Raw genomic sequence first — 20657 nt, 5'->3', positions numbered from 1 at the left:
AAAGAAGCCTGGCTTCTCACAAAAGCCTCGGGCCATGGCTCCGGTACAGTTTACTCCTATCAATACGGCCTCACCGGGGCGGGCTTCCCTTGAAACGCCTTAACCTGCGCCCCGGCTTCACCTGCGTAATGTAATCAGCGAGCAGCCACGACCATGATTTCGACGAGCACGTCCGGCGCCGCAAGCTTGGCCTCGACAGTGGCGCGAGCGGGCGTGTGGCCCTGCGGAACCCATGCATCCCAGACCTTGTTCATGTCGGCGAAATACCGGATGTCCGACAGCCAGATATTGGCCTTCAGGATCTTGGTCTTGTCGGAGCCGGCCTTCGCCAGGGTCTCATCGATCGCCGCCAGAATCTGCTGGGTCTGGCCAGCCGCGTCCTGCGTGCGATCTTCCGCGACTTCACCCGCGAGGAAGATGAGATTTCCATAGGCAACCGCTTCGCTCATCCGCGGACCGACACCAAAACGCTCAATCGACATCGAACTCTCCTCGATAAAAAGTCTCGCCGGTGCTCGGCCCGGCAACTGGACATGCGAGATGTCCGGACGGTTGTCCAGAGCCGAAACGGCGAAAACATCATGCCCCCTGGAGGATCTCGACGTTTCGCGTTTCGCCCCTAGCCACGCCCCACGAGGGGCATCTTGGTCGCCATGACGGTGATGAACTGCACATTCACGTCGAGCGGCAGGTTCGCCATGCCGAGCACGGCCTCGCCCACATGCGCCACGTCCATGACCGGCTCGACACGGATCGAACCGTCAGCCTGCGGCACGCCCTTGGTCATCCGCATCGCCATCTCTGTGGCGGCATTGCCGATATCGATCTGGCCGCAGGCGATGTCGTACTTACGCCCGTCGAGAGAGGTCGACTTCGTCAGACCCGTGATCGCGTGCTTGGTCGCCGTATAAGGCGCGGAATTGGGGCGTGGGGCGGTGGCGGAGACGGAGCCATTGTTGATGATGCGCCCACCACGCGGATCCTGATCCTTCATGATCCGGAAGGCGGCCTGGGTGCAGAGGAACGGCCCGGTCAGGTTGACGTCCACCACGTTCTGCCACTGCTCGACCGTGAGCTCCTCCAACGGAATGCCCGGCGCGTTGACACCGGCATTGTTGAACAGCACGTCGAGGCGGCCGAAACGCTCCTTCACGATCTCGAACAAGGCGTTCACGGAGACCGCGTCGCTCACGTCCGTCGGCACCGCGAGAAGCTGCTCGGGCTGCGCTGCCAAGCTGATGGTCTCCTTCAGCGCGTCGATACGCCGTCCCGCCAGCACCACGGTGTAGCCGTCCCGGGCGAAAGCGAGCGTCACCGCGCGTCCCACACCGGAACCAGCCCCGGTCACCAGAGCCACCTTACTCCTAGCCATGCGTTCTCTCCCCGATCGCCTTTTCAACGCGGTATGAGCCGCATTTATCGGACGCTCGGCGGGAGGGACGCAAGACCGGTTGCGCTTATGGGGGCAAATTCCCACCCGGACCCGCTAAAGCAGGCTGCGTCCGTCCACGGAAACCGTGGGGCCAAAGCGGTCCTCGAACGCGCGTCGCAACACGGTGTCCACTTCAGGCATGGTGATCGGAATCCCGAGATCCACCAGGCTTGTGACCCCATGCTGGGTGACGCCGCAGGGAACGATCCCCGAGAAATGCCCGAGGTCCGGTTCGACATTGAGGCTGATGCCGTGAAAGGTGACCCAGCGACGCACGCGAATGCCGATCGCCGCGATCTTGTCCTCGGTCAATGCTCCTTTGTCGGGCCGGCGCACCCAGACGCCCACCCGGTCCTCGCGGCGTTCGCCGCGGATATTGAAGCCGTCGAGGGTCGCGATCAGCCATTGCTCCAGTGTCGAGACGAACAGTCGCAGATCCTGGGCGCGCTGCTTCAGGTCCAGCATGACATAGGCCACACGCTGGCCCGGCCCGTGGTAGGTATATTGCCCTCCCCGGCCGGTACGGTGGACGGGAAAACGGGCGGGATCAACGAGATCCACATCGTTGGCGGATGTGCCCGCCGTGTAGAGCGGCGGATGCTCGATGAGCCAGACGCATTCGCTGGCCAAGCCCTCGGCGATCGCCGCGACACGCGCCTCCATCGCCGCCATCGCCGCCTCGTAGCCGACCAATCCCTCAGTGACGATCCACGCGACGGGCACTCCCGTCGTCGACCGCATCGTCGCACCTGCCAGGCTCTCACGGGTCTGCCCTGAAGTGGTCGTGCCAGAAGCTGTTTTGCCAGAAGTTGTTATACCGGGAGTTATTGTCATGCCATTCTGTTCGGAGTGAAGTCTGAAGACCTGCCGCGAAGGCAACAGCCCGCTTCCCGATTCCCGTTCTGTATCGCGGATAGCTCACGCGTATGAATCGCGATGTGCGATCGCGCTTCCCGGCGGTACCCGCACCTTCGCCACCCGCACTCTGGGGCGATTCCATTCTAGCCAAATTGGGCTTCATTCAAGGTTTCCACAAGCCCCGATGATCAGCTGAAGCGCTGCGGAACGAAGGCTGGCAAGGCTTTGCGTGAGAGAGCGAGGCAAAGAACGATGGGAAAGCGCAAGAACTCTTCACGAAAGCGTCTTGAGGCTCTTGTAGGCTCCCGATCGATCTGTTAGATCCACGCTCGCTTCGGTGATCAACCGCTGAAGCGAATGCGGTCGTGGCGGAACTGGTAGACGCGCTACCTTGAGGTGGTAGTTCCCAAAAGGAGTGGAGGTTCGAGTCCTCTCGACCGCACCAACCCCATAAGAGGGTTGGTGCAACGACCGGGAAGTTGGGGTGAGAGCGAGACGATCGCCGGTAGCCCAAAAGGTTGAAGCCCGTCAGGATCGAGATCTGATGCGGCGCTGTTTCCATTATTTCAAACCCCTGTACCCCTTCAAATATGTCTTCGCCGCCTCGCGCAGGCGGTGATGCCCACTCTCATAGAGAGCTTGGGCATAAGTGCGCCGCCTGTCGGGGCCGATCAGCACGGATCCCATCATTCTCGTGGTATTCCAAAGCCCTTGAACGAGATGGCCATCCATGGTCGTGGCCGCGTCCATCGCCGCCCCGTTGGCCGCGGCGCTCCCTGCGTGCTCATCGAAGAACGCCTGCATGACACGAACTTCCAGAACGAGACCGGGGCTGTAACGCCGATAGGCCTCGTCGTAGGTCGTCTTCGGCGTGAACATCGTATTGCCGGCAACGAGATTGAGGCTGACGGCGATCGGCTTGTCATCGAGCAGCAGGCTATCTGTCACAGTCGTCGCGGATCCCGGAATGGCCCCTGTGCCGATCCCAGTTCCGCTCCCCGTACCGAGCCCCTGCCCACCCCTGAATGCGAGACGGGCGAAACGCGCATCTTGCGGTCGTGCCAGGAAGGAACTGCCCGCCCGCCCCTTCCACCCCGCGTTCTCGATGGCCAGGAAATCCTCCAGCCTCTGTCGGATGTCCGCGGCATGGGTCGCTCGCTCGAAGCGAAGCTTCCCTAGTTCCTCCAAGCGGCGAATCGTCCGCTGAACATCCTTGACGCGTGTCTTGGACACGAACTGCCTGCAATGGGTCTCGAAGCCTCCCTCAGTGTAGGTCAGACGCGGCCTCTCATACTGGTAGATCCGCCGCAGCACGTGGCCGTGCCGCGCCAGCACGCGCGCCCATAACGCCATCAGCGGGCCCTCGAGGCCGATATGATTGAAGCGCCATAGGGCTGGGAGCTCGCCTTGCCTGGCCGCCACCGTCCAGCGCTCCAGAACGGCCTCGGCGTAGTCCCGATGAACCAGTGGGGTGCCGCAAAACTGGTAGAGATTTCCCGCCGCGATGGCGATGCCCCGCCCGCGCGGTCCCCGCCGATGGAAGGGGAACAAACCGATCATCCGCCCGGCAGCCGTCATCACCCCAATGCGCAGACCGATATGCCGGTCGATCGTCTGTAGGCCCGCGAGGACGTAGCCACGGCTATAGAATGGATTGGGCTCCAGCGCGTGGCGCGACAGTTCGTCCCAGCCGTTGGGGTCAAGATCGGCGATCTCGCCGGCGTCGAGGCAAGCCAGAACGACCTCCGGTCGGGACGTATCGTCCGCCCGTGACCCGAGAAGACCTTGATCCTGCAACGCATCCCCCTTGTGCGATCCCGTCACCCCGCTCATCGCTGCTCACCGGGAACTATCTCGGTGGCGACGGTCCCAGAGCTCGCGACGCCCCTGACTGGCGGCGCCATCAGCAATCCACCCCCGATAGGCAGAACGAGACCGAGGCGCCGGTAGGCGACAAAAGCCATGAGCAAGCCGCGCAAACTGAGTGCGAAGGCCATCGCGATGGCCGCGCCCGTGGCGCCGTGGGCGGGAATCAGGACGAGATGCGCCATGAGGCCAGCAGCCAGCGCCGCCATATAAATGCGCGCGCAGGTCCGTTCCTGGCCGAGCATGGCGAGGACATCCTCGCCCGGCCCCAGCGCGGACGCGATGACGAGACCAGCGCACAGAACCGGAAGGAGCCCTGATGCTGCCCGGAACTCCGCGCCGAACAAGCCAAGAAGCGGCCCACCTGCCAGCGACAGGCTGACCGCGCCCAGCCCGACGAGGCTCGTCACGGCCAGGGTCGCCCTCCCGATCAGTCTTTGCAGGCTAAGCCGGTCGCCCGCCTCCCCCAGCACCGCGTAGGTCTGCGCCGTCACCGCCGATGTCGCGTAGGGAACATAGCCGAGGACCTGGACAAGGCGTGTCGCGGCGAAATAAAGCGCTACGTCCCCGGCCGGCACGAAGATCGCGAGCACGACCATGTCCATGTTCTGGAAAAGCACCTCCGCCGCTTCCACCAGGGCAATCGGCAAGGCGGTCCGCAGCCATGGCGCCCGGTGGTAGAGCGGCCGTGCGCCGCGCAGCAGCGGCAAGACATGGGGGAGGACGAGCCAGGCCTGAACCACGATACTCATGGCCAACCCGCCGATCGTCAGGCCGAGAACGGTGACCTCATCGGCGCCGGCACCGATGAGGCCCAATGCGCCGAGGCCGGCAAGCAGTGCGAGATGGCGGAGGAGGAAGGCAGGCCCGATGCCGAGCACCGGCCGGTCGAGGCCGCGCGCGATCGCCTCGAGCAGATCCTGCGTCGCCAGAAGCGGCACCGCGCCGAGCGCCATCGTGCCGAGAACCAAATAGCGGCTATCGATGCCGGACAGCATCAGATGCAGCGCGAGGATGCCCCCTCCTGCAAGCACTAGGGAAGTGATCGACACCATCGCCCCCGCCATGCGCAGGAGACCGAGCGCCAGATCCCGCGATCCCGCGACGCGATAAACCGCCAGGTTGCGATAGACGAGCTGACTTGTTCCGGCGGATGCCGCATGACCAAGAAGCAGCAGCCAGACCAGCATGACGCCATAGCGCCCGAATTCATCGGGCCCGAGCATGCGAGCGGCCATGGCCTGGCCGGCGAAGCCGAGGGCGGCGCCCGCCAGGCGGGCGCCCATCACCGCTGCCCCTTGTCGCGCCTTCCCCGAACCTGTGTGTGGCACCATGGCCCGTATCGAGGCGGCAACTCCAGCGCAGCGCTTCACAGCACCTGCACCGCGTGATCGAACAGCGAGCACCAGGCGATCGCGCTGGCGGCCCGTTGGCCGAACCGCTCCCAGAGACGCTCGCCAAAGAGATGGAGACGATGGCGTGCGAGCCTGACCTGGCTGACGATCGACCATAGACGGTCATTGCGCTTGATGAGGCGTTTCGCCATGCCTCTCGCCATGATGAGGGGCGCGAGGACACGACCGACCGTGCTGATGCCCACGACGCTGTCGAACAGCGGGATGGGATCCGTCCATTCAAGCTTGTAGGGAAAATCGCCGACGCCCATGTCGATCGACGTCACGCCACAGGCGACGAGCTCGTGCATGAGTTCCTGCATGAGGATAGCCGTCAGGCTGTATTTCGCGGCAGGCCCCGGAGCGGTGGAGTTGATATACATCGAGTAATGCGAGCCGCAGAACGTGCCGCAAGCCGTGGCGACGATTTCATCCCCGGCGTAGAGCGCGTGGAAGCAGAGGGCCGGGCGCGCGGCGCCGAACGACTGGCGCGACGCCTCGAGGAAGAAGGACACGACCTCTTCCCGCGCGAAGACATTGTCGATGCCCATCCGCGCGAAGCGCTGTCCACGCTGGGACAGAAAAGCTTCATGGATGGCGGAGAGCTCCGCGGACGTCGTCGCCCTCCTGAAGGAAAGAGGCCCGAACAGCTCCTTCAGCCGCCGCCTGCCGCGCTCGATATTGGCGCGGCGCTTGGCTCTGATGCGGCGTGCGAACGTGCCGGCGTCGATCGCGAGGCTGTAGAGATCATCTGACGCGCGCCAATGGGGCAGAAAGAGCAATGGGTTTTGCCGCTCGAACCAGGTCGGCGGCAGGTTCTTCAGATTGACCAGATCGAGCCGCCCGATCTCCTTTCGCACAAGGTCAAATGCCCTGTGGAGCAGGGCATCGGACACCCGCGCGTCGGCTCCTCTCCCCGTGATCAGACAGCCGCTGCCGCCCAGCTCCGCGCCGACCAGCTGTGCCGTCGCTACACCGAAGCGCCGTGTGATGGCCAGCGGCAGCAGGGCAATCGGCCTTTGCCCCACGAAAAAGCCGACAGCCACAATGGCGCGACGCTCGTCCGGCACGGTGGCGAGATACGCCCGGAGAAAATCAAAGCGCTGGTACGGTGTAAGATAGCCGTCAGCTTCCAGTATGCGCCAGGGGCCCTCAACTGATTGCATGGATTGAAAGAGTCGCAGCTCGATCGGCACGGCACCCCCTCGATTGTCCCCTACAGCGGGGCCTTCGAGGAAACACTACCTATGATTTATTTCTGCATTCTTTCACAATCATAAGATGCATTGACGCCGAGACGATCTGCTGACAGCGCCATTGATTTGCCACATCAGTTTTGTCGTCGAAGCAAGGGTTGCTTCGCGCGAAGGGAGATGTCGGGATGGGATTGAGACCGCTGTGTGTGCTCACGCTGTGCCTGGTCATTGTCGCCTGCGCCGGCCCACGGTCGCGCTATCCGATCGAGGAAGCCAGCACCCGTGACGCACCGGCGGCGGCGGCGGCAATCTCGGAGTTTCGGCAAAGTCAGGGTCTCGGTCCAGTGGTTGTCGACAGCCGGCTAAACGAAGCCGCTCTCCAGCAGGCGAAGGCCATGGCGGCGAGCGACACGCTGTCTCACACGGTTGCCGGTAGCTTCTCCAGCCGCATGCAGGGCATGGGTTTCATCTGGGGCTACAGCGCGGAAAACCTCGGCATGGGCTATCGGGATCTCGCAAGCGCCATACGCGGCTGGAAGGCCTCCCCTGGCCACCGCCAGAACCTCCTCCTGCCGCAAGCGACCCGGATCGGTCTCGCGCGGGCGCGGGGGGCGGGCAAGAATTACTGGGCGCTCGTTCTAGCGAGCCCGGACATGACGCCGGATGGCCGCCCAAAGCTTTAGCGCTGTCACATGGATCAGCTAAAGCTTGAAAAACGCCGTGGATAGGACAACGAGTGAAGCGGATGCAGCGCTCTGATTCCGTCCGAGCTCCGGCATTCCCCGCCCCGCCCCCGAAAGCCTGAAGTAACCGGAGCCGAGTATGTCTGACGTCAGAGACACGACGGCTGAGGCGAACAGCTTTCGCAACGCGGATGGGGAAATCTGGCCGTCCGTCATCGAGCGCGCCGCGACGGCCATCCGCGCGGGCGACGGCGACGACCTGCGCGACTTGGTGGGAGACCTCCACGAGGCGGATGTGGGCTCCCTGCTGGAAGCGCTCCAGCCGGATGACCGTCCCCGGCTGATCAGCCTGCTCGGCAAGGACTTCGACTTCACGGCGCTCACTGAGGTCGATGACACCGTCCGCGAGGAAATCCTCGAGGAACTGTCGAACGACGAGGTCGCCGAGGGCGTTCGCGATCTCGACGTCGACGATGCCGTCTATATTCTCGAGGATCTCGACCACGACGACCAGGCCGAGATCCTGGAGAAGCTGCCGGCGCTGGAACGGATCGCGCTCCAGCGCGGCCTCGACTATCCCGAGGAATCGGCCGGTCGCCGCATGCAGACGGACTGCATCGCGGTACCGCCCTTCTGGAGCGTGCGGCAGACCGTCGATTACATCAGGGACACGGCGGACCTTCCCGACACCTTCTACGAGGTCTTCATCGTCGATCCCGCCCATCGCCTTCTCGGCGCGGTCCCCCTCGACAAGCTGATGCGGGCCCGGTGGGGCGATCGCATCGACACGATCGCCACCGAAGACCACCAGCGCGTCCATGCGACCGACGACCAGGAGAAAGTCGCGCTCCTGATGCAGCACTACAACCTCGTCTCCGTACCCGTCGTCGATGACAGCGAGCGCCTTGTCGGCGTCATGATGGTCGACGACATCGTCGACGTGCTCGACGAGGAGGCGGACGAGGACCTGAAGGCGCTGGGCGGCGTCAAGGCCGACGAAGAGCTGTCCGACAGCGTCTGGAATACGGTCAAGGGCCGTTTCCCCTGGCTGTTCGCCAATCTCCTCACCGCGCTCGTCTCGGCGAGCGTCATCGACACCTTCGAAGCCTCGATCCAGGCGATGGTGGCGCTCGCTGTCCTCATGCCGATCGTGGCGTCCATGGGCGGCAACGCGGGCACCCAGACCATGACGGTGACCGTGCGCGCCATCGCAACGCGCCAGCTCGGGCGGGCCAATGCCTGGCGCGTCATCCGCCGCGAGATGACCGTGGGGCTGATGAACGGCGTCGGCTTCGCGCTCCTGCTCGGCACCATGGCCGCGCTCTGGTCCGGCGTGGCGGGCCTCGGCGTCATCATCGGGCTAGCCCTCATGATCGTGCTGACCGCCGCGGCCATCGGCGGCATCCTTATCCCCCTCGCGCTCCACCGCTTCAAAATCGATCCGGCGGTGTCATCAGGCCCGTTCGTCACGACTGTCACCGATGTGATCGGATTCTTTTCATTTCTTGGCATCGCAACGCTGTGGCTAAGTCGGTCGTAAAGAGAACTTAAATCTTTTCAGTCAAAACGTTGATTTATGCTCGCGTTTTCCTCCCCCTCCCTTCGCAAAGCCCTGTGCGTGGTCGTCGCACTTGTCGTCAGCGCCTGCGCTGGACCGGCACGTGATCCCGTCCCCGAGGACTATCCTATCCACGGCATCGACGTGTCGCGCTGGCAAGGCGACATCGACTGGAACGCCGTGCGACGAGGCGGGGTCTATTTTGCCTGGATCAAGTCGACCGAGGGCGGCGACCACAAGGATCCCAAGTTCGAGCAGAACTGGTATGCGGCGAAAGCGGCCGGCGTGCCGCGCGGCGCTTATCACTTCACCTATTGGTGCCGGCCGGCGCGCGAGCAGGTCGAGTGGTTCAAGCAGGTCGTCCCGTACGATCCCGACGCGTTGCCACCGGTCCTCGACGTGGAGTGGAACGGACATTCCAAGACCTGCCCGAAGACCATTCCACGCGCCCAGGCGCGGGCGGAAATGCGCATCATGCTCGAGGAAATGGAGCGCGCCTATGGCAAACGGCCGGTGATCTATACCGACATCACGTTCTTCAACGACGTGATCAAGGATGACTTCGAGGCCTACCCGATCTGGGTCCGCAGCATCCGCCGCTATCCCACCAGCCGCTTCGACCACAGGAACTGGTGGTTCTGGCAGTATACGGCGGTGGGACAGGTTCCGGGCATCAAGGAGAAGGTGGACCGCAACGCCTTCTTCGGCACCGCATCGATGTGGGAAAAATTCCTTAATGGGCAGCTCTGACCGGTCGCGGTTGCCTGCGCCCTCTCCTCTTGGGCGCACCGCGACCGCTTCCTCCATCACTCTTGCATCACTCTTGCGATGACTTGTCACGCGGCCGCCGGTAAGCTGGCGGCCAAAGACAATGGCAAGGGAGGCGTCGATGGCGCCCGGCGCTTTTTCGGGATTGGGTTTCGGCTTGGGATTTGATCTCGGCGAGACCGCAGATGCCATCCGCGAGACGGTACGCAGCTTTGCGGCATCCGAAATAGCCCCCCGCGCCGAAGAGATCGATCGCAGCAACATCTTCCCGCGCGATTTATGGCCCGCCATGGGCGCGCTCGGTCTCCATGGCATCACCGTCGAGGAAGAGTACGGCGGAGCGGGCCTCGGCTATCTCGAGCATTGTATCGCGATGGAAGAGATCTCCCGGGCCTCGGCCTCGGTCGGCCTGAGCTATGGCGCCCATTCCAACCTCTGCGTCAACCAGATCCGCCGCAATGGCAGCGCGGCGCAGAAGGCGCGTTACCTGCCGAGGCTCATCACCGGCGAGCATGTCGGCGCGCTGGCGATGTCCGAGCCAGGCGCGGGCTCGGACGTGGTGTCCATGAAGACCCGCGCCGAAAAGCGCGGCGACCGCTACATCCTTAATGGCAACAAGATGTGGATCACCAACGGGCCGGTGGCCGATACGCTGGTGGTCTATGCCAAGATTGCCTCGGCCAAGACGGACCCAGCTGCCGGTCCCCGCGGCATCACCGCCTTCCTGATCGAGAAGGGCATGATGGGCTTCTCCACAGCGCAGAAGCTCGACAAGCTCGGCATGCGCGGCTCCGACACATGCGAACTGATTTTCCAGGACTGCGAGGTGCCGGCGGAGAACGTGCTCGGCACCGAAGGCGAAGGCGTCAAGGTGCTGATGTCCGGCCTCGACTATGAACGCGCGGTGCTCGCCGCCGGGCCCATCGGCATCATGCAGGCCTGCCTCGACGTCGTGCTGCCTTATGTGCATGAGCGCAAGCAATTCGGCCAGCCGATCGGGGAGTTTCAACTCGTGCAGGGCAAGCTCGCCGATATGTATGTCACCACCAACGCGGCGCGCGCCTATGTCTATGCGGTGGCCCGTGCCTGCGACCGGGGCGAGACGACCCGCCAGGACGCCGCCGGCGCCATCCTCTACGCCGCCGAGCGCGCGACCCAATGCGCCCTTGATGCCATCCAGCTTCTCGGCGGCAATGGCTACATCAACGATTATCCGACCGGGCGGCTGCTGCGCGACGCCAAGCTCTACGAGATCGGAGCCGGCACAAGCGAGATCCGGCGCATGCTGATCGGCCGCGAATTGTTTTCGAAGACAGCCTGACCCCCTGGTATCGCGGTGAGGGCCAATGATCGCGCTGTCAGCCTTGTTCGAGGGGCGCGACGCGGTCGTCCAAAGGTGGAAATCACAGCAAAGAATAATAGAGTGCGTTCGCGCACATCATGCGGCCCTTCCCGGAGCGGGATGTGAAGCGCCGATGCGCGCGATCGGCAGTCACGAAACGCATTGCCGCCCGGAGAAATTTGGAATTATTTTAAACAATGCGCATCTCCTCAGGAGAATTGCGAATTAATACTTATCCGATTGCATGAAAATTCACCGATGACAAATCGAGACTGATATTATATCGCACTCGAGAAGTGCTTGATGGATGTTATACTGAATTCGCGGCGCGCACTCTTGGGTTATTGGCAAATATCCAAGCGACCACATAACATTAGCTTGATTTATGACATTTGCGCGAATCCGGACGATCATGGCAGTGTCTTGAGATGATGCTGATGTTTGTCACGGTCGTCATCGAGTCGGCTGTGACGGGCTGAGGCCCTGTGTGGACCAAACGGACTTCGTAGCGATGACCTCACCTGCAACGACCGACCAGACGAATGGCGCTCCGGCGACGGATGCCAAGCAGACCTTCGGGACCGATGGGATCGCGCCGATGGAGCGCGCGAGCCTCGTGACCCGCATTCTGATGGGTATCGTCGGTTGGGCCGAGGGGCTGAACCTCAAATATTCCAAGGTCGGCAACCCGCCGGTCTACGATAAGGCCACATTCCCCTGGGCGCTCGAAATCGAGAAGGAATCGCATCTCATCCGCGCCGAGCTCGACAAGGTGCTGCTGCGCCAGAGCGAGTTGCCATCATTCCAGGACATTTCAACGGACGTTAAAACCATCAGCCAGGACACGGGCTGGAAGACGTTCTTTCTCGCCGGCTATGGGCTGAAGTCCGAGAACAACATCAAGCAATGCCCGGAAACCTGGCGCATCGTCCAGAAGATCCCGGGCCTGAAGACGGCCATGTTCTCCATCTTCGAGCCCGGCAAGCATCTGCCGGCGCATCGCGGGCCTTACAACGGCGTGCTGCGCCTGCATGTCGGCCTGATCGTGCCGGAACCGCGGGACAAGCTCGCCATCCGTGTCGACAAGCAGATCTGCCATTGGGAAGAAGGCAAGGCGCTGATCTTCGATGACGCCTTCAACCATGAGGCCTGGAACCATACAGACAAGACGCGTGTGGTCCTGTTCGTCGATTTCGTGAAGCCGTTGCGCTTTCCCGCGCGCCTGGTCAACTGGGCGCTCCTGAACATCGCGATCTTCACACCCTTCATCCGCGAGGGGCTCGACAATCACAACGAATGGGAAAAACGCTTCTATGCGGAGGCGGAAGCTCTCCGCAACAAGGCTAGCTGATCGCCTTCGCCCGAACCGGAGCCCGCCATGGCCACTGTCGCCTATCCCACCGTTCCCGCCAATGGAGCCAACATGCCCGTCCTCGGGCTCGGCACCTGGCAGTCCCGCAATGACGAGGCCGCAGCGGCGGTCGAGGCAGCACTCCAGAACGGCTACCGGCACCTCGACACGGCGATCGCCTATGACAACGAGGAGGCGGTCGGCGAGGGCCTGCGTTCCGCCGGCGTGCCGCGTGAGGGCATCTTCATTACCTCGAAGGTGCCGCCCGAACAGATCGGTTCCGGGGCTTTGGAGCGCGCGGCCGAGGCAAGCCTCAAGCGGCTGAAGCTCGACTATCTCGACCTCATCCTGATTCACTGGCCGAACCCATCCATTCCGCTCAAGGAATCGATGCGCGCGCTGAACGCGGCGAAGCGGGAAGGCCTTGTGCGCCATATCGGGGTGTCCAATTTCCCCGTCGCGCTGATCGAGGAAGCTGTTCACCACAGCGCGGAGCCGCTCGCCACCAACCAGTGCGAGTATCATCCGCGTCTGGACCAGAGCGCGGTTCTCGCGGCCTGTCGGCGCCATGGCATAGCCTTCACGTCCTACGCGCCTCTCGGCCGGACGAAGATCCTCTCGGATCCGGTGATCGCGGCGATCGCCGAGCGGACCGAGCGCACCCCGGCACAGGTCGTGCTCCGCTGGCATATCCAGCAACCGGATGTAGTCGCGATCCCGAAATCGCAGTCTCCGGATCGAATCGTGGAGAACAGCCGCATCTTCGATTTCGCGCTCGACGACGACGACATGGCGGCGATCTCGGCCCTGGCACGACCCGATGGACGGCAGATCAATCCGAGCTGGGGTCCGCAATGGGACGGCCCGAAATAGCCCGAATCCACGGCGATAGTCGACAGTCGACACCCGCCGGGGCGTGACCTCCCCGGGCGGGCGGCGTGTTGATCGTGACCGTGAGCTTTGCCATGATACTGCCTCCTGTCCGGGCTATAGGCTCCCCCATGAAGCGCTTCGGGCCGACCACATTCGCAATCGCCTGCCTCGCCGCCACCAGCGTTTTCGCGGGCGAGGAGGACACGGGCGCGAACGCCTTCGGGCTCGCCCCGAAGCTCGTCGCGACCCAGTCCGACAAGGAGGTCATCGAATCCTGCATCGCCGGCAGCGCCGAGTCGCCTTATGCCTGTATCGGCTCCGTCGCGGTGGTTTGCGTGAAGCTGACCATGCCGCAGGGAACCCGGCATGAGGCCTCCTGCACCGAGCGCGAGCGCATGGTCTGGCAGACGCGGCTGGAGGCTTCGATCACGGAGGTCAACCGCTCCCTGCCGGCCACCGCGCGGAAGCGCTTCGCCACGCTGCAACGCGCCTGGCAGAACTACTATAAGCTGAAGTGCGACTTCATAAGCGACGATCTCCCCGAGGACCGCTCGGTGACCATGCAAAAGGGATGCGAGCTACGCGAGATCGCGGCCCGCTCGATCGAGGTCGAGCGTTATCTCAAGCACCAGAAAAAGAGGCAGCGCAGTTGAGCGTCTGCTCCGGCACGCGATGAACTTTTGGCATTCCCTCTCCCACCCAACACGGCTGTTGCCGTGTTGGGCTCGACACGAATGCCAAGTTGGCAACAGCCAACTTGGCTCGGGGAGAGGGACAGGGTGAGGGTGACCCCCTATGTCGCCTGCCCTGACCCGGTTGCTGCGCAACCGACCTCCCCTGGCCCGGGAGAGGTGAACCCGGGCGCTGACAGGAGGCTGTTAAGCTTTGGCATTTTGAATGAACGGCTGGTTCTTTCAGTCGGACGCGCTCATGTTCTTTTACGCCTCGAAAATCATCTGGTTCCTGACGGCGCCATCAACGTTGATGATGGCCACCGTGTGCCTGGGCGCCTTGCTCCTCTTCACACGATTCTTCAAGATGGGCCGGTCCCTTGTCGTGCTCGGCGCGCTCGGCTTTCTCGTGTTCGGGTCGAGTCCCGTGCCGCGCCTGATGATCCGGGAGCTTGAGCGCCAGTTCCCGCCCATGACGCCCGCCATGACCGCGGAGACAGCCGCCGCCCGGCCGGTGGACGGCATCATCGTGCTCGGCGGCGCGCTCGATTACCGGCGCGGCCAGATGCGGCTGACCGACGCGGGCGCACGCGTATCGGCCGCGCTGGCGCTCGCCCACCAGCATCCCGAGGCGCGCGTCGTCTTCACCGGGGGGCATGACGCCATCCTTCTGCGCTCCCCCGTATCGGAGGCTGAGATGGCGCGCGGCCTCTTCCAGTCCGCGTCGCTTCCGGACAGCCGCGTGATCTATGAGGGCCAGTCCCGCAACACGCGCGAAAACGCCATCTTCACGGCGAAGCTGGTGACGCCGCAGCCCGGCGAGCGCTGGTTGCTCGTCACATCGGCCTTCCATATGCCACGCGCCATGGGCACGTTCCGCGCCGCCGGCTTCGATGTGGAGCCCTACCCAGTCGATTTCCGCGCTGACGACAGCATCGACGATATCAGGCCCTTCCGCATGGTCTCCGAGGGGCTGCGCCTCACCGACCTCACCGTGCGCGAGGCCATGGGGCTGATCGCCTATCGCCTCAACGGCTATACGGACGCCCTCCTGCCCTCGCCCACCAATGGCGGGAAAGCCGCGCCGCTCAATCGAGCCGCGGCGGCCCCAGCCGGTAGACACCCTTGAAATCAGCCGGATCGGCGGGCTTGCCCTTGCGATAGATGACGAGACGGCCTTCCTCGGCCAAGCGCACGGCCATCCGCCGCACAGGCTGCATGATACGCCCCCACGAATCCGGCGACGCGCCGGCTATGGCGCGTGCCACATCCGTCGGATCGAAGGTCTTGCCCGGCGCGCAGCGCGCGGCGAGATCGAGCATCGCCTTTTCGAGATCGGCCTCTGAAATCCGTATAAGCCCTGTCATTCCGCGTCACTCATTCCGTCTCACCCGTCCCTCGCGTCGCTGCCCTCGGGCCGGAGATCATCATCCGGGCCGAGCGCGGCCAGCGCCTCCGACGAGAACTGGCGGCGCCACATCACCGCCAGCACGCCCGATGTCGTCAGCATCAGCGCATAGGGATTGATGAACCAGCCGAGATAGGCAAGCGCAAAGAAGATCGAGCGCTGGCCGCGATTGAAATGGCGCGCGGCCGCGATGCTCATGTTGGCGGCGCGCCGCGCCGCCAACATCGCCTCCGGCCGCTCGCGATCGATGGCCATCGGCGTCGCCCCCATCAGGATCGCCGCATAGTTGAACAGGCGATAGGACCAGGCGAATTTGAAGAACGTGTAGCCGAAGATGAGAACGAGGCCGACGACCTTCACCTCCCAGGCCGCCCGCGACACCGGCACGCTCAACGGCAGATCGGCCAGGAAGGCGAGCGCCTCATCGCCGGAGCGCAGCAACGCCAGCGCGCCCCCAAGGGCGATGATGGAGCTCGACGCAAAGAAGGCCGCGCCGTTCTGCAAGGTCCCCATGATCGCGGTATCGATCATGCGCAGATCCCGCGAGAGCATCTGCTGCATCCAGAGATGGCGCGCGCGATGCATCCGACTGTTGAGGCCGCGCGTCGCGAAGCGGCTCTCCTCCACCATGAAGCGGTAGCCGAGCCAGGCCGCGACGAAGAACACCAACCCCACATAGTCGGCGACGGTCAATGGATGCCTCCTTCTCGACTCGCTCAGCCAGGACCATTGTCGAGGGAACGGTATAGCCGAAGGGGGCAAACGGATAAACGATGCTTTCTCAACAACAAGCCCGCCGAGCACCCAATAGGCTCGATATATTGCTCAACAGTGCGAAACGACTTCGGCGATTTTGTATATCCCGCGCCAATTGCAATCGAACCAGCAACAATCAGGCGCGCAGAGTAGTTATCTTGCTTAAGGACGTGTGAATTATTTCAAGCCGCCACGGTCCGGCGGGTGGGACGGCGGTAGTGATCGAGGTCTTCGACGACCGTCTCGGGCATGCCGCGCTGGCTGCGCAGGATGAAGGTCAGGAGCGTCTCGTCGACCTGGGCCGCCTCGCGGACGATTTCGTGGGCGAGGCGCAGCGCCACCGGGGTCGGGCCGCCGCCGGCGCCAAGCGAGACGACGAGCCAGTGGGCGTCCTCGCCGCGCACGATGCCGCTGGGACGCTCGCCCCACACCACATAGTCGACGATGAGAGCGATGACCACGTCGCCCCAGGCGCGTGTCGTGGGATTGACGATGCGATCGACGGCGATCAGCGCGTCCGCTTCCGCGCGGGTGGCGATGCCGTCCGCGAGGATGTCGGCCTGCAGCCGCTGCACGTCCTCATCCGAGATGCTGTTGTGATCGAGGGCCCTGTCCACGAATTCACGAAGCTTCTTGTTGATCATAACCGACGCCTCCGCGGCCTTATTTTTTGCCGCTTGATTGCCTTTGATGCGTCAACCTTCGTGCAACCCTCCTAGCCAACCCGTTAATGCGAAATGGTTGCCGGATTTTCAGGTTAAGCGATGCTGATCAGGTGTGGTTGATCAAATCTTGTCGGCTAAAGGTCGTGCGTTGAAAAGCTTGGCTTTCATTGGAAAATTGAAGCCAAACCCTTGCTTTACCCCGCATTAAGCAGAACCCTAGCTGAGCCTATTGAGATGCGATTTGCGCTTGGCGAGGCGTCCAGGGAGCGACCATGAGCAAGGATTTGGCCCTCGAAAAGGCCCAAAGGTTACTGGAGACATTGCCCCTTGTTGACGGTCATAACGACCTCCCCTGGGTCATCCGGATCGATCGCCAGGCGCGGGGCGACGTCGCCGCCTACGACCTCACCCGCGTCCATCAGAATACGGATACCGACATCCCCCGCATGAAGGCCGGGCGGCTCAGCGCGCAGTTCTGGGCCGCCTTCCTGCCAACGGCGGTGCCGCACCCCGCGCGGACCACGCTGGAGCAGATCGATCTCATCAGGCGCATGAACGCGCTTTACCCGGATGTCTTCCTCCCGGCGACGCGGGCGAGCGACATTCCCCGCGCCAAGACCCTCGGCAAGATTGCCTCCTTCATGACGGTGGAGAGCGGCGTCGGGCTGGAGAACAGCCTCGCGCCCCTGCGCATCTGGCAGGCCGCCGGCGTGCGGCTGATGACGCTCTGCCACAACGAGACGCTCGATTGGGTGGATGCGGCCACCGACGCCCCGCGCCATGGTGGCCTCACCGCCTTTGGCCGCGCCGTGGTGCAGGAACTCAACAGGCTTGGCATGATCGTCGACTGCGCCCATGTCTCGGCCGACGTCATGCATCAGGTCCTCGACATCTCGCTGGCGCCGATCGTCTTCTCGCATTCCAACGCGCGCGTCCTCTGCGACCATCCCCGCAACGTGCCGGACGATGTGCTCGACCGGGTGAAGACGAACGGCGGGATCGTCATGGCGACCTTCGTGCCGGATTTCATCAATCAGGCCTCACGTGACTGGACGCGCCCCTTCAAGGACGCCTACGGCAAGAATGCCGAGGGCATCGACGTGATGGCCGCGATGCGGGCGCGCGTCCGCGAGGCAGGAGCGCAGCCCCGCGCCACGCTGGAGCAGCTGGCCGATCATATCGACTATATCGCCAACCGCGTCGGCCCGGCCCATGTGGGGATCGGCTCGGACTTCTTCGGCGGCCCGACGCCGCAAGGGCTGGAGGACGTGAGCCGCTTTCCCCATCTCCTCGCCGAGATGATACGCCGGGGCTGGTCCGACGAGGCTGTCGCCGGGCTCGCCAGCGGCAATTTCCTGCGCGTCTTCCGCGCCGTTGAACGCGTCGGCGCCCGCCTGCGCAAGACCGAGACGCCGGCCCTCGGGCAGACCGGCGACTTTCCGGCGTGATCCCCGCGCCCGACCGCCGCGCCGTCCTCTGCCTGACTCCGGACGCGCGCTATTTCAAGGCGGCCGTCGTCGCGGCCCGCTCCATCCTGGCGGCGGAGCGGGATCTGCCGGCCGACATCGCCATCCTCTGCGACGCGGAGGATATCGCGCCGGGTTATGATGCCCTGCCGGCGGATATGCGCGCGCGCATCACCCTGTTGCCCTGGGAGAGGTCGTCAGAGACCGCCGCACTCCCGCTCGGGCGGCATGTCACCCAGGCCGCTTATCGCCGGCTGTTCCTGCCGGCGCTGCTGGGCGAGCGTTACCGGCGCATCGTCTACCTCGATTCCGACATGGTGGTCGTGCGTCCTGGCCTGTCGCGCCTGCTCAGGCTGGAGCTTGCCGGGTGCCCGGTTGCCGCGGCCATTGACATGATCTTCCTCAAGGATTTCGAGGACGGGCCGCTGACGGCGGAATTCCGCGCCTATCGCGCCGGCCTCGGCTTGCCGCTCGCCCAGCCCTACTTCAACTCCGGCCTTCTCGTCATCGATCCGGAGGCGTGGCGTGAACAAGCCGTCACGGAGAAGGCACTCGCCTTTCTCACGGCTGCGCCGGCACGCTGCCTGTTCCACGATCAAAGCGCCCTCAACGCGGTGCTGCAGGGCAATTGGCTTGCCCTGTCACCCCGCTACAACTTCATGGGGGACTTCCAGCTTCTCGATCTGGAAGCGCTGATCGCGCCGGTGGTGATGCATTTCGTCAATCATCCAAAGCCCTGGCACTTCATGGACTGGGCGGGCGAGGATCGCTTCGCGCGGATCTATCGGGAGGGTTTTGCGGCCACGCCCTGGGCGAACGACGCCCTGCCCTCACCTCATGCCTTGCGGGAGCCCACGCCGTTGTCAGCGGCCTTCACGGCTTTTCGCCGGAGGCTCCTCGCCTATCTCAGAACCCAGGCCTTCGCCGACACCCCATCGGGCTGGCCCTGATCACATTCAGATCACGCGCGCGACAGGGCGAACAGATGGGCGGCGGCGGCGAAGTCGAGCCAGCGCGCTTCGCGCCGGGCGCTGGCTTCCTCATCCTCGCCCCAGACTTCGATCTGGGCATCCTCGTCCACATGGGCCGCCGTCCAGGCCTCGCCCGGCGACAGATGCCCCTCGGCGACGGCCAGCGCCAGCAACACCGAGCCGCTGAGCGTCGTCATCACATTGAGCGCGGCCAGGGCGAAGGGTGTGGGATAGGTTGCGACCCGCGCCGCCACCGCAGCAAGAGCCGCAGCCGGCTGCTCCACATGCATCACCCCTTCCGCGAGAATGAAACGCGCCCCGAGCTCCGCCCTCGCCCAATCGAGGACCGGGTCCCACAGCGCCACCTGACGCGCGACGAGTTTCTCCGGATGATCGGCGCGGTAGCAGAGGAGATCGGAGCCCGCATAGCGGACGACCTCGGCGGCGACCGCCTCCCCATTGTCAGCCACCCCGTCGATGGCTGAATTGGCGAGCCTGGTCAGCGGCATCCGGCGTGGATCGATGACATCGTCCTGCGCAGCCCATTCGGCGGCGACAGCCTCGGCCATCGCCTGCGTTGGAAACTGGAGCGGCTTGCGCCCCGGTGTCCGCGCGCCGCGTCCGTCGAGCACCAGCGCAAAACCGTCCGGCCGCGCGTCCACGCCAGCCACGGTGTAGAAGCGCTTCGGGAGAGCGGGGGAAGGCGATTCAGGCGGCATGGGGAGGCTGTTCCTTATCAACGCAAGGCTGGCGGCATCCCTCTCTTTAACCGCGATCTCTCCTGTTGGCCAAGAAACGTCCGCAGGAGGGGCACGGGAGGCGCGCCTGTGGAAAAACACCCCGCCGGCCTGGCTGGCGCGCTTTTGCTGTTCGCCTCAGCCGTCACACTTGCCCTGTCGGGTCGTCACTTGCTTTGTCGGGTCATCACTTACCCTGTTTGGCGAGCCAGCCCTGCATGAAGGCGATTTCCTTGTCCTGCGCGGCGACGATCTCTTCGGCGAGCTTGCGGATCTGTGGATCCTTGCCGTGCTCCAGCACGATCTTCGCCATGGCCACGGCGCCCTCGTGATGCGGGATCATCTGGCGGACGAAATCGACGTCCGCATTTCCGGTGTAAGGAATGCTCATCGCGCCATGCATCGCGGCATTGGCCGCCTCATAGGCTTTCGTGGAAGGCGACGCGGCGGGGGCGGCCTGCGCAGGCGCACCATGGCCCGCATGCGGATTGGCTGGCTGCGCAAGCGCGGGCTGCACGGCCAGCGTTGCGAGGATGGCGGCGGCGGCAATGAACTGCGATTGAAAGGACATCCGTGTCTCCCGTAGCCTGCGGAAACGCCTTCTGGCATTACCGAGTCCCGGTCAGGTCACGGCCTCCCCCGTGGGAAGGTCAAGAGACTGC

General features: G+C 64.0%; 21 protein-coding genes and 1 tRNA gene. 11 read left to right on the top strand and 11 right to left on the bottom strand.

Translation table 11 applies throughout. The annotated features are described in order from the left end of the window. Positions 1-134 precede the first annotated feature (134 nt). The 3 genes from KIO74_RS03045 to lipB all read right to left on the bottom strand — a co-directional run bounded on the left by KIO74_RS03045 (position 135) and on the right by lipB (position 2173). A complete protein-coding gene (locus KIO74_RS03045) occupies positions 135-482 on the bottom strand; it encodes a RidA family protein (RefSeq protein WP_213323720.1) in 348 nt (115 codons plus the stop codon). Positions 483-619: 137 nt separating this feature from the next. Then, positions 620-1372 (bottom strand): SDR family oxidoreductase, encoded by a 753-nt coding sequence (locus KIO74_RS03040; protein ID WP_213330392.1) that lies wholly within the window; start codon positions 1370-1372, stop codon positions 620-622. A 114-nt stretch (positions 1373-1486) separates the two neighbouring features. Continuing rightward, entirely contained in the window at positions 1487-2173 is a 687-nt protein-coding gene (lipB, locus tag KIO74_RS03035) for a lipoyl(octanoyl) transferase LipB (protein ID WP_249730837.1), read from the bottom strand. A 476-nt stretch (positions 2174-2649) separates the two neighbouring features. Here lipB and KIO74_RS03030 point away from each other — a divergent pair. Beyond that, positions 2650-2735 (top strand) — tRNA-Leu (locus tag KIO74_RS03030). Between the two features lie 116 nt (positions 2736-2851). Here KIO74_RS03030 and KIO74_RS03025 read toward each other — a convergent pair. The 3 genes from KIO74_RS03025 to KIO74_RS03015 form a co-directional block, all read right to left on the bottom strand. Continuing rightward, on the bottom strand, positions 2852-4123 hold the full coding sequence (locus KIO74_RS03025) for a GNAT family N-acetyltransferase (RefSeq protein ID WP_213330389.1): 1272 nt from the start codon (positions 4121-4123) through the stop codon (positions 2852-2854). After that, complete coding sequence (locus tag KIO74_RS03020; RefSeq protein ID WP_213330387.1) at positions 4120-5442, bottom strand: lipopolysaccharide biosynthesis protein; 1323 nt, start codon at positions 5440-5442, stop codon at positions 4120-4122. Before KIO74_RS03020 ends, KIO74_RS03025 begins: the two co-directional genes overlap by 4 nt. An 83-nt stretch (positions 5443-5525) precedes the next feature. After that, positions 5526-6716: a GNAT family N-acetyltransferase gene (locus tag KIO74_RS03015; protein WP_213330385.1), complete on the bottom strand. Its 1191-nt coding sequence runs from the start codon at positions 6714-6716 to the stop codon at positions 5526-5528. 215 nt (positions 6717-6931) lie between these two features. Between KIO74_RS03015 and KIO74_RS03010 the strand changes: the two genes are divergently transcribed. The 8 genes from KIO74_RS03010 (at position 6932) to KIO74_RS02975 (ending at position 15121) form a co-directional block, all read left to right on the top strand. After that, complete coding sequence (locus KIO74_RS03010; protein ID WP_213330383.1) at positions 6932-7429, top strand: CAP domain-containing protein; 498 nt, start codon at positions 6932-6934, stop codon at positions 7427-7429. A 139-nt stretch (positions 7430-7568) separates the two neighbouring features. Beyond that, positions 7569-8969 carry a magnesium transporter gene (gene mgtE, locus KIO74_RS03005; RefSeq protein ID WP_213330381.1) on the top strand — a complete coding sequence of 467 codons (1401 nt, stop codon included), beginning with the start codon at positions 7569-7571 and terminating at the stop codon, positions 8967-8969. A gap of 36 nt (positions 8970-9005) precedes the next feature. Then, the gene (locus KIO74_RS03000; protein ID WP_213330379.1) at positions 9006-9737 is read left to right on the top strand and encodes a glycoside hydrolase family 25 protein; all 732 of its coding nucleotides are present in this window, start codon (positions 9006-9008) and stop codon (positions 9735-9737) included. Positions 9738-9876: 139 nt separating this feature from the next. Further along, complete coding sequence (locus tag KIO74_RS02995) at positions 9877-11076, top strand: isovaleryl-CoA dehydrogenase (RefSeq protein ID WP_213330377.1); 1200 nt, start codon at positions 9877-9879, stop codon at positions 11074-11076. A 532-nt stretch (positions 11077-11608) separates the two neighbouring features. Further along, the gene (gene olsC, locus KIO74_RS02990; protein ID WP_213330375.1) at positions 11609-12448 is read left to right on the top strand and encodes an ornithine lipid ester-linked acyl 2-hydroxylase OlsC; all 840 of its coding nucleotides are present in this window, start codon (positions 11609-11611) and stop codon (positions 12446-12448) included. Between the two features lie 27 nt (positions 12449-12475). Then, positions 12476-13321 carry an aldo/keto reductase gene (locus KIO74_RS02985; RefSeq protein ID WP_213330373.1) on the top strand — a complete coding sequence of 282 codons (846 nt, stop codon included), beginning with the start codon at positions 12476-12478 and terminating at the stop codon, positions 13319-13321. A 92-nt stretch (positions 13322-13413) separates the two neighbouring features. Beyond that, on the top strand, positions 13414-13974 hold the full coding sequence (locus KIO74_RS02980; protein ID WP_213330371.1) for a lysozyme inhibitor LprI family protein: 561 nt from the start codon (positions 13414-13416) through the stop codon (positions 13972-13974). Positions 13975-14218: 244 nt separating this feature from the next. Next, on the top strand, positions 14219-15121 hold the full coding sequence (locus KIO74_RS02975) for a YdcF family protein (protein WP_249730836.1): 903 nt from the start codon (positions 14219-14221) through the stop codon (positions 15119-15121). On the opposite strand, the gene KIO74_RS02970 is transcribed toward KIO74_RS02975, so the two are convergent. The 3 genes from KIO74_RS02970 to KIO74_RS02960 form a co-directional block, all read right to left on the bottom strand. Continuing rightward, entirely contained in the window at positions 15081-15359 is a 279-nt protein-coding gene (locus KIO74_RS02970; protein ID WP_213330369.1) for a DUF3253 domain-containing protein, read from the bottom strand. The genes KIO74_RS02975 and KIO74_RS02970 overlap by 41 nt on opposite strands. Before the next feature lie 20 nt (positions 15360-15379). Beyond that, a complete protein-coding gene (locus KIO74_RS02965) occupies positions 15380-16093 on the bottom strand; it encodes a DUF599 domain-containing protein (protein WP_249730835.1) in 714 nt (237 codons plus the stop codon). Positions 16094-16338: 245 nt separating this feature from the next. Continuing rightward, on the bottom strand, positions 16339-16800 hold the full coding sequence (locus KIO74_RS02960; protein WP_213330367.1) for a hypothetical protein: 462 nt from the start codon (positions 16798-16800) through the stop codon (positions 16339-16341). A 293-nt stretch (positions 16801-17093) separates the two neighbouring features. On the opposite strand from KIO74_RS02960, the gene KIO74_RS02955 reads away from it, so the two are divergent. Both KIO74_RS02955 and KIO74_RS02950 read left to right on the top strand, forming a co-directional pair. Further along, entirely contained in the window at positions 17094-18269 is a 1176-nt protein-coding gene (locus tag KIO74_RS02955) for a dipeptidase (protein WP_213330365.1), read from the top strand. Next, positions 18266-19237: a glycosyltransferase family 8 protein gene (locus KIO74_RS02950; RefSeq protein WP_213330363.1), complete on the top strand. Its 972-nt coding sequence runs from the start codon at positions 18266-18268 to the stop codon at positions 19235-19237. Before KIO74_RS02955 ends, KIO74_RS02950 begins: the two co-directional genes overlap by 4 nt. An 11-nt stretch (positions 19238-19248) precedes the next feature. Here KIO74_RS02950 and KIO74_RS02945 read toward each other — a convergent pair whose 3' ends face one another. Together KIO74_RS02945 and copM are read right to left on the bottom strand one after the other, a co-directional pair. Continuing rightward, positions 19249-19977 carry an ATP12 family chaperone protein gene (locus KIO74_RS02945; protein WP_213330361.1) on the bottom strand — a complete coding sequence of 243 codons (729 nt, stop codon included), beginning with the start codon at positions 19975-19977 and terminating at the stop codon, positions 19249-19251. A 205-nt stretch (positions 19978-20182) separates the two neighbouring features. Beyond that, positions 20183-20566: a CopM family metallochaperone gene (copM, locus tag KIO74_RS02940; RefSeq protein ID WP_213330359.1), complete on the bottom strand. Its 384-nt coding sequence runs from the start codon at positions 20564-20566 to the stop codon at positions 20183-20185. Positions 20567-20657 lie beyond the last annotated feature (91 nt).

This window comes from Chelatococcus sp. HY11 (assembly GCF_018398335.1).
GTDB lineage: Bacteria > Pseudomonadota > Alphaproteobacteria > Rhizobiales > Beijerinckiaceae > Chelatococcus.
This window is presented reverse-complemented; position numbering and strand designations above follow the sequence as displayed.

Bases quoted from the DNA above. Each gene is read 5' to 3' on its own strand.
- mgtE (WP_213330381.1), top strand. From the start codon at position 7,569: ATGTCTGACGTCAGAGACACGACGGCTGAGGCGAACAGCTTTCGCAAC.
- KIO74_RS02975 (WP_249730836.1), top strand. From the start codon at position 14,219: ATGAACGGCTGGTTCTTTCAGTCGGACGCGCTCATGTTCTTTTACGCC.
- KIO74_RS03010 (WP_213330383.1), top strand. From the start codon at position 6,932: ATGGGATTGAGACCGCTGTGTGTGCTCACGCTGTGCCTGGTCATTGTC.
- KIO74_RS03045 (WP_213323720.1), bottom strand. From the start codon at position 482: ATGTCGATTGAGCGTTTTGGTGTCGGTCCGCGGATGAGCGAAGCGGTT.
- KIO74_RS02960 (WP_213330367.1), bottom strand. From the start codon at position 16,800: ATGATCAACAAGAAGCTTCGTGAATTCGTGGACAGGGCCCTCGATCAC.
- KIO74_RS03000 (WP_213330379.1), top strand. From the start codon at position 9,006: ATGCTCGCGTTTTCCTCCCCCTCCCTTCGCAAAGCCCTGTGCGTGGTC.
- KIO74_RS02955 (WP_213330365.1), top strand. From the start codon at position 17,094: ATGAGCAAGGATTTGGCCCTCGAAAAGGCCCAAAGGTTACTGGAGACA.
- lipB (WP_249730837.1), bottom strand. From the start codon at position 2,173: ATGCGGTCGACGACGGGAGTGCCCGTCGCGTGGATCGTCACTGAGGGA.
- KIO74_RS02970 (WP_213330369.1), bottom strand. From the start codon at position 15,359: ATGACAGGGCTTATACGGATTTCAGAGGCCGATCTCGAAAAGGCGATG.
- KIO74_RS02985 (WP_213330373.1), top strand. From the start codon at position 12,476: ATGGCCACTGTCGCCTATCCCACCGTTCCCGCCAATGGAGCCAACATG.
- KIO74_RS02995 (WP_213330377.1), top strand. From the start codon at position 9,877: ATGGCGCCCGGCGCTTTTTCGGGATTGGGTTTCGGCTTGGGATTTGAT.
- copM (WP_213330359.1), bottom strand. From the start codon at position 20,566: ATGTCCTTTCAATCGCAGTTCATTGCCGCCGCCGCCATCCTCGCAACG.
- KIO74_RS03025 (WP_213330389.1), bottom strand. From the start codon at position 4,123: ATGAGCGGGGTGACGGGATCGCACAAGGGGGATGCGTTGCAGGATCAA.
- KIO74_RS03020 (WP_213330387.1), bottom strand. From the start codon at position 5,442: ATGGGCGCCCGCCTGGCGGGCGCCGCCCTCGGCTTCGCCGGCCAGGCC.
- KIO74_RS03040 (WP_213330392.1), bottom strand. From the start codon at position 1,372: ATGGCTAGGAGTAAGGTGGCTCTGGTGACCGGGGCTGGTTCCGGTGTG.
- KIO74_RS03015 (WP_213330385.1), bottom strand. From the start codon at position 6,716: ATGCAATCAGTTGAGGGCCCCTGGCGCATACTGGAAGCTGACGGCTAT.
- olsC (WP_213330375.1), top strand. From the start codon at position 11,609: ATGACCTCACCTGCAACGACCGACCAGACGAATGGCGCTCCGGCGACG.
- KIO74_RS02945 (WP_213330361.1), bottom strand. From the start codon at position 19,977: ATGCCGCCTGAATCGCCTTCCCCCGCTCTCCCGAAGCGCTTCTACACC.
- KIO74_RS02980 (WP_213330371.1), top strand. From the start codon at position 13,414: ATGATACTGCCTCCTGTCCGGGCTATAGGCTCCCCCATGAAGCGCTTC.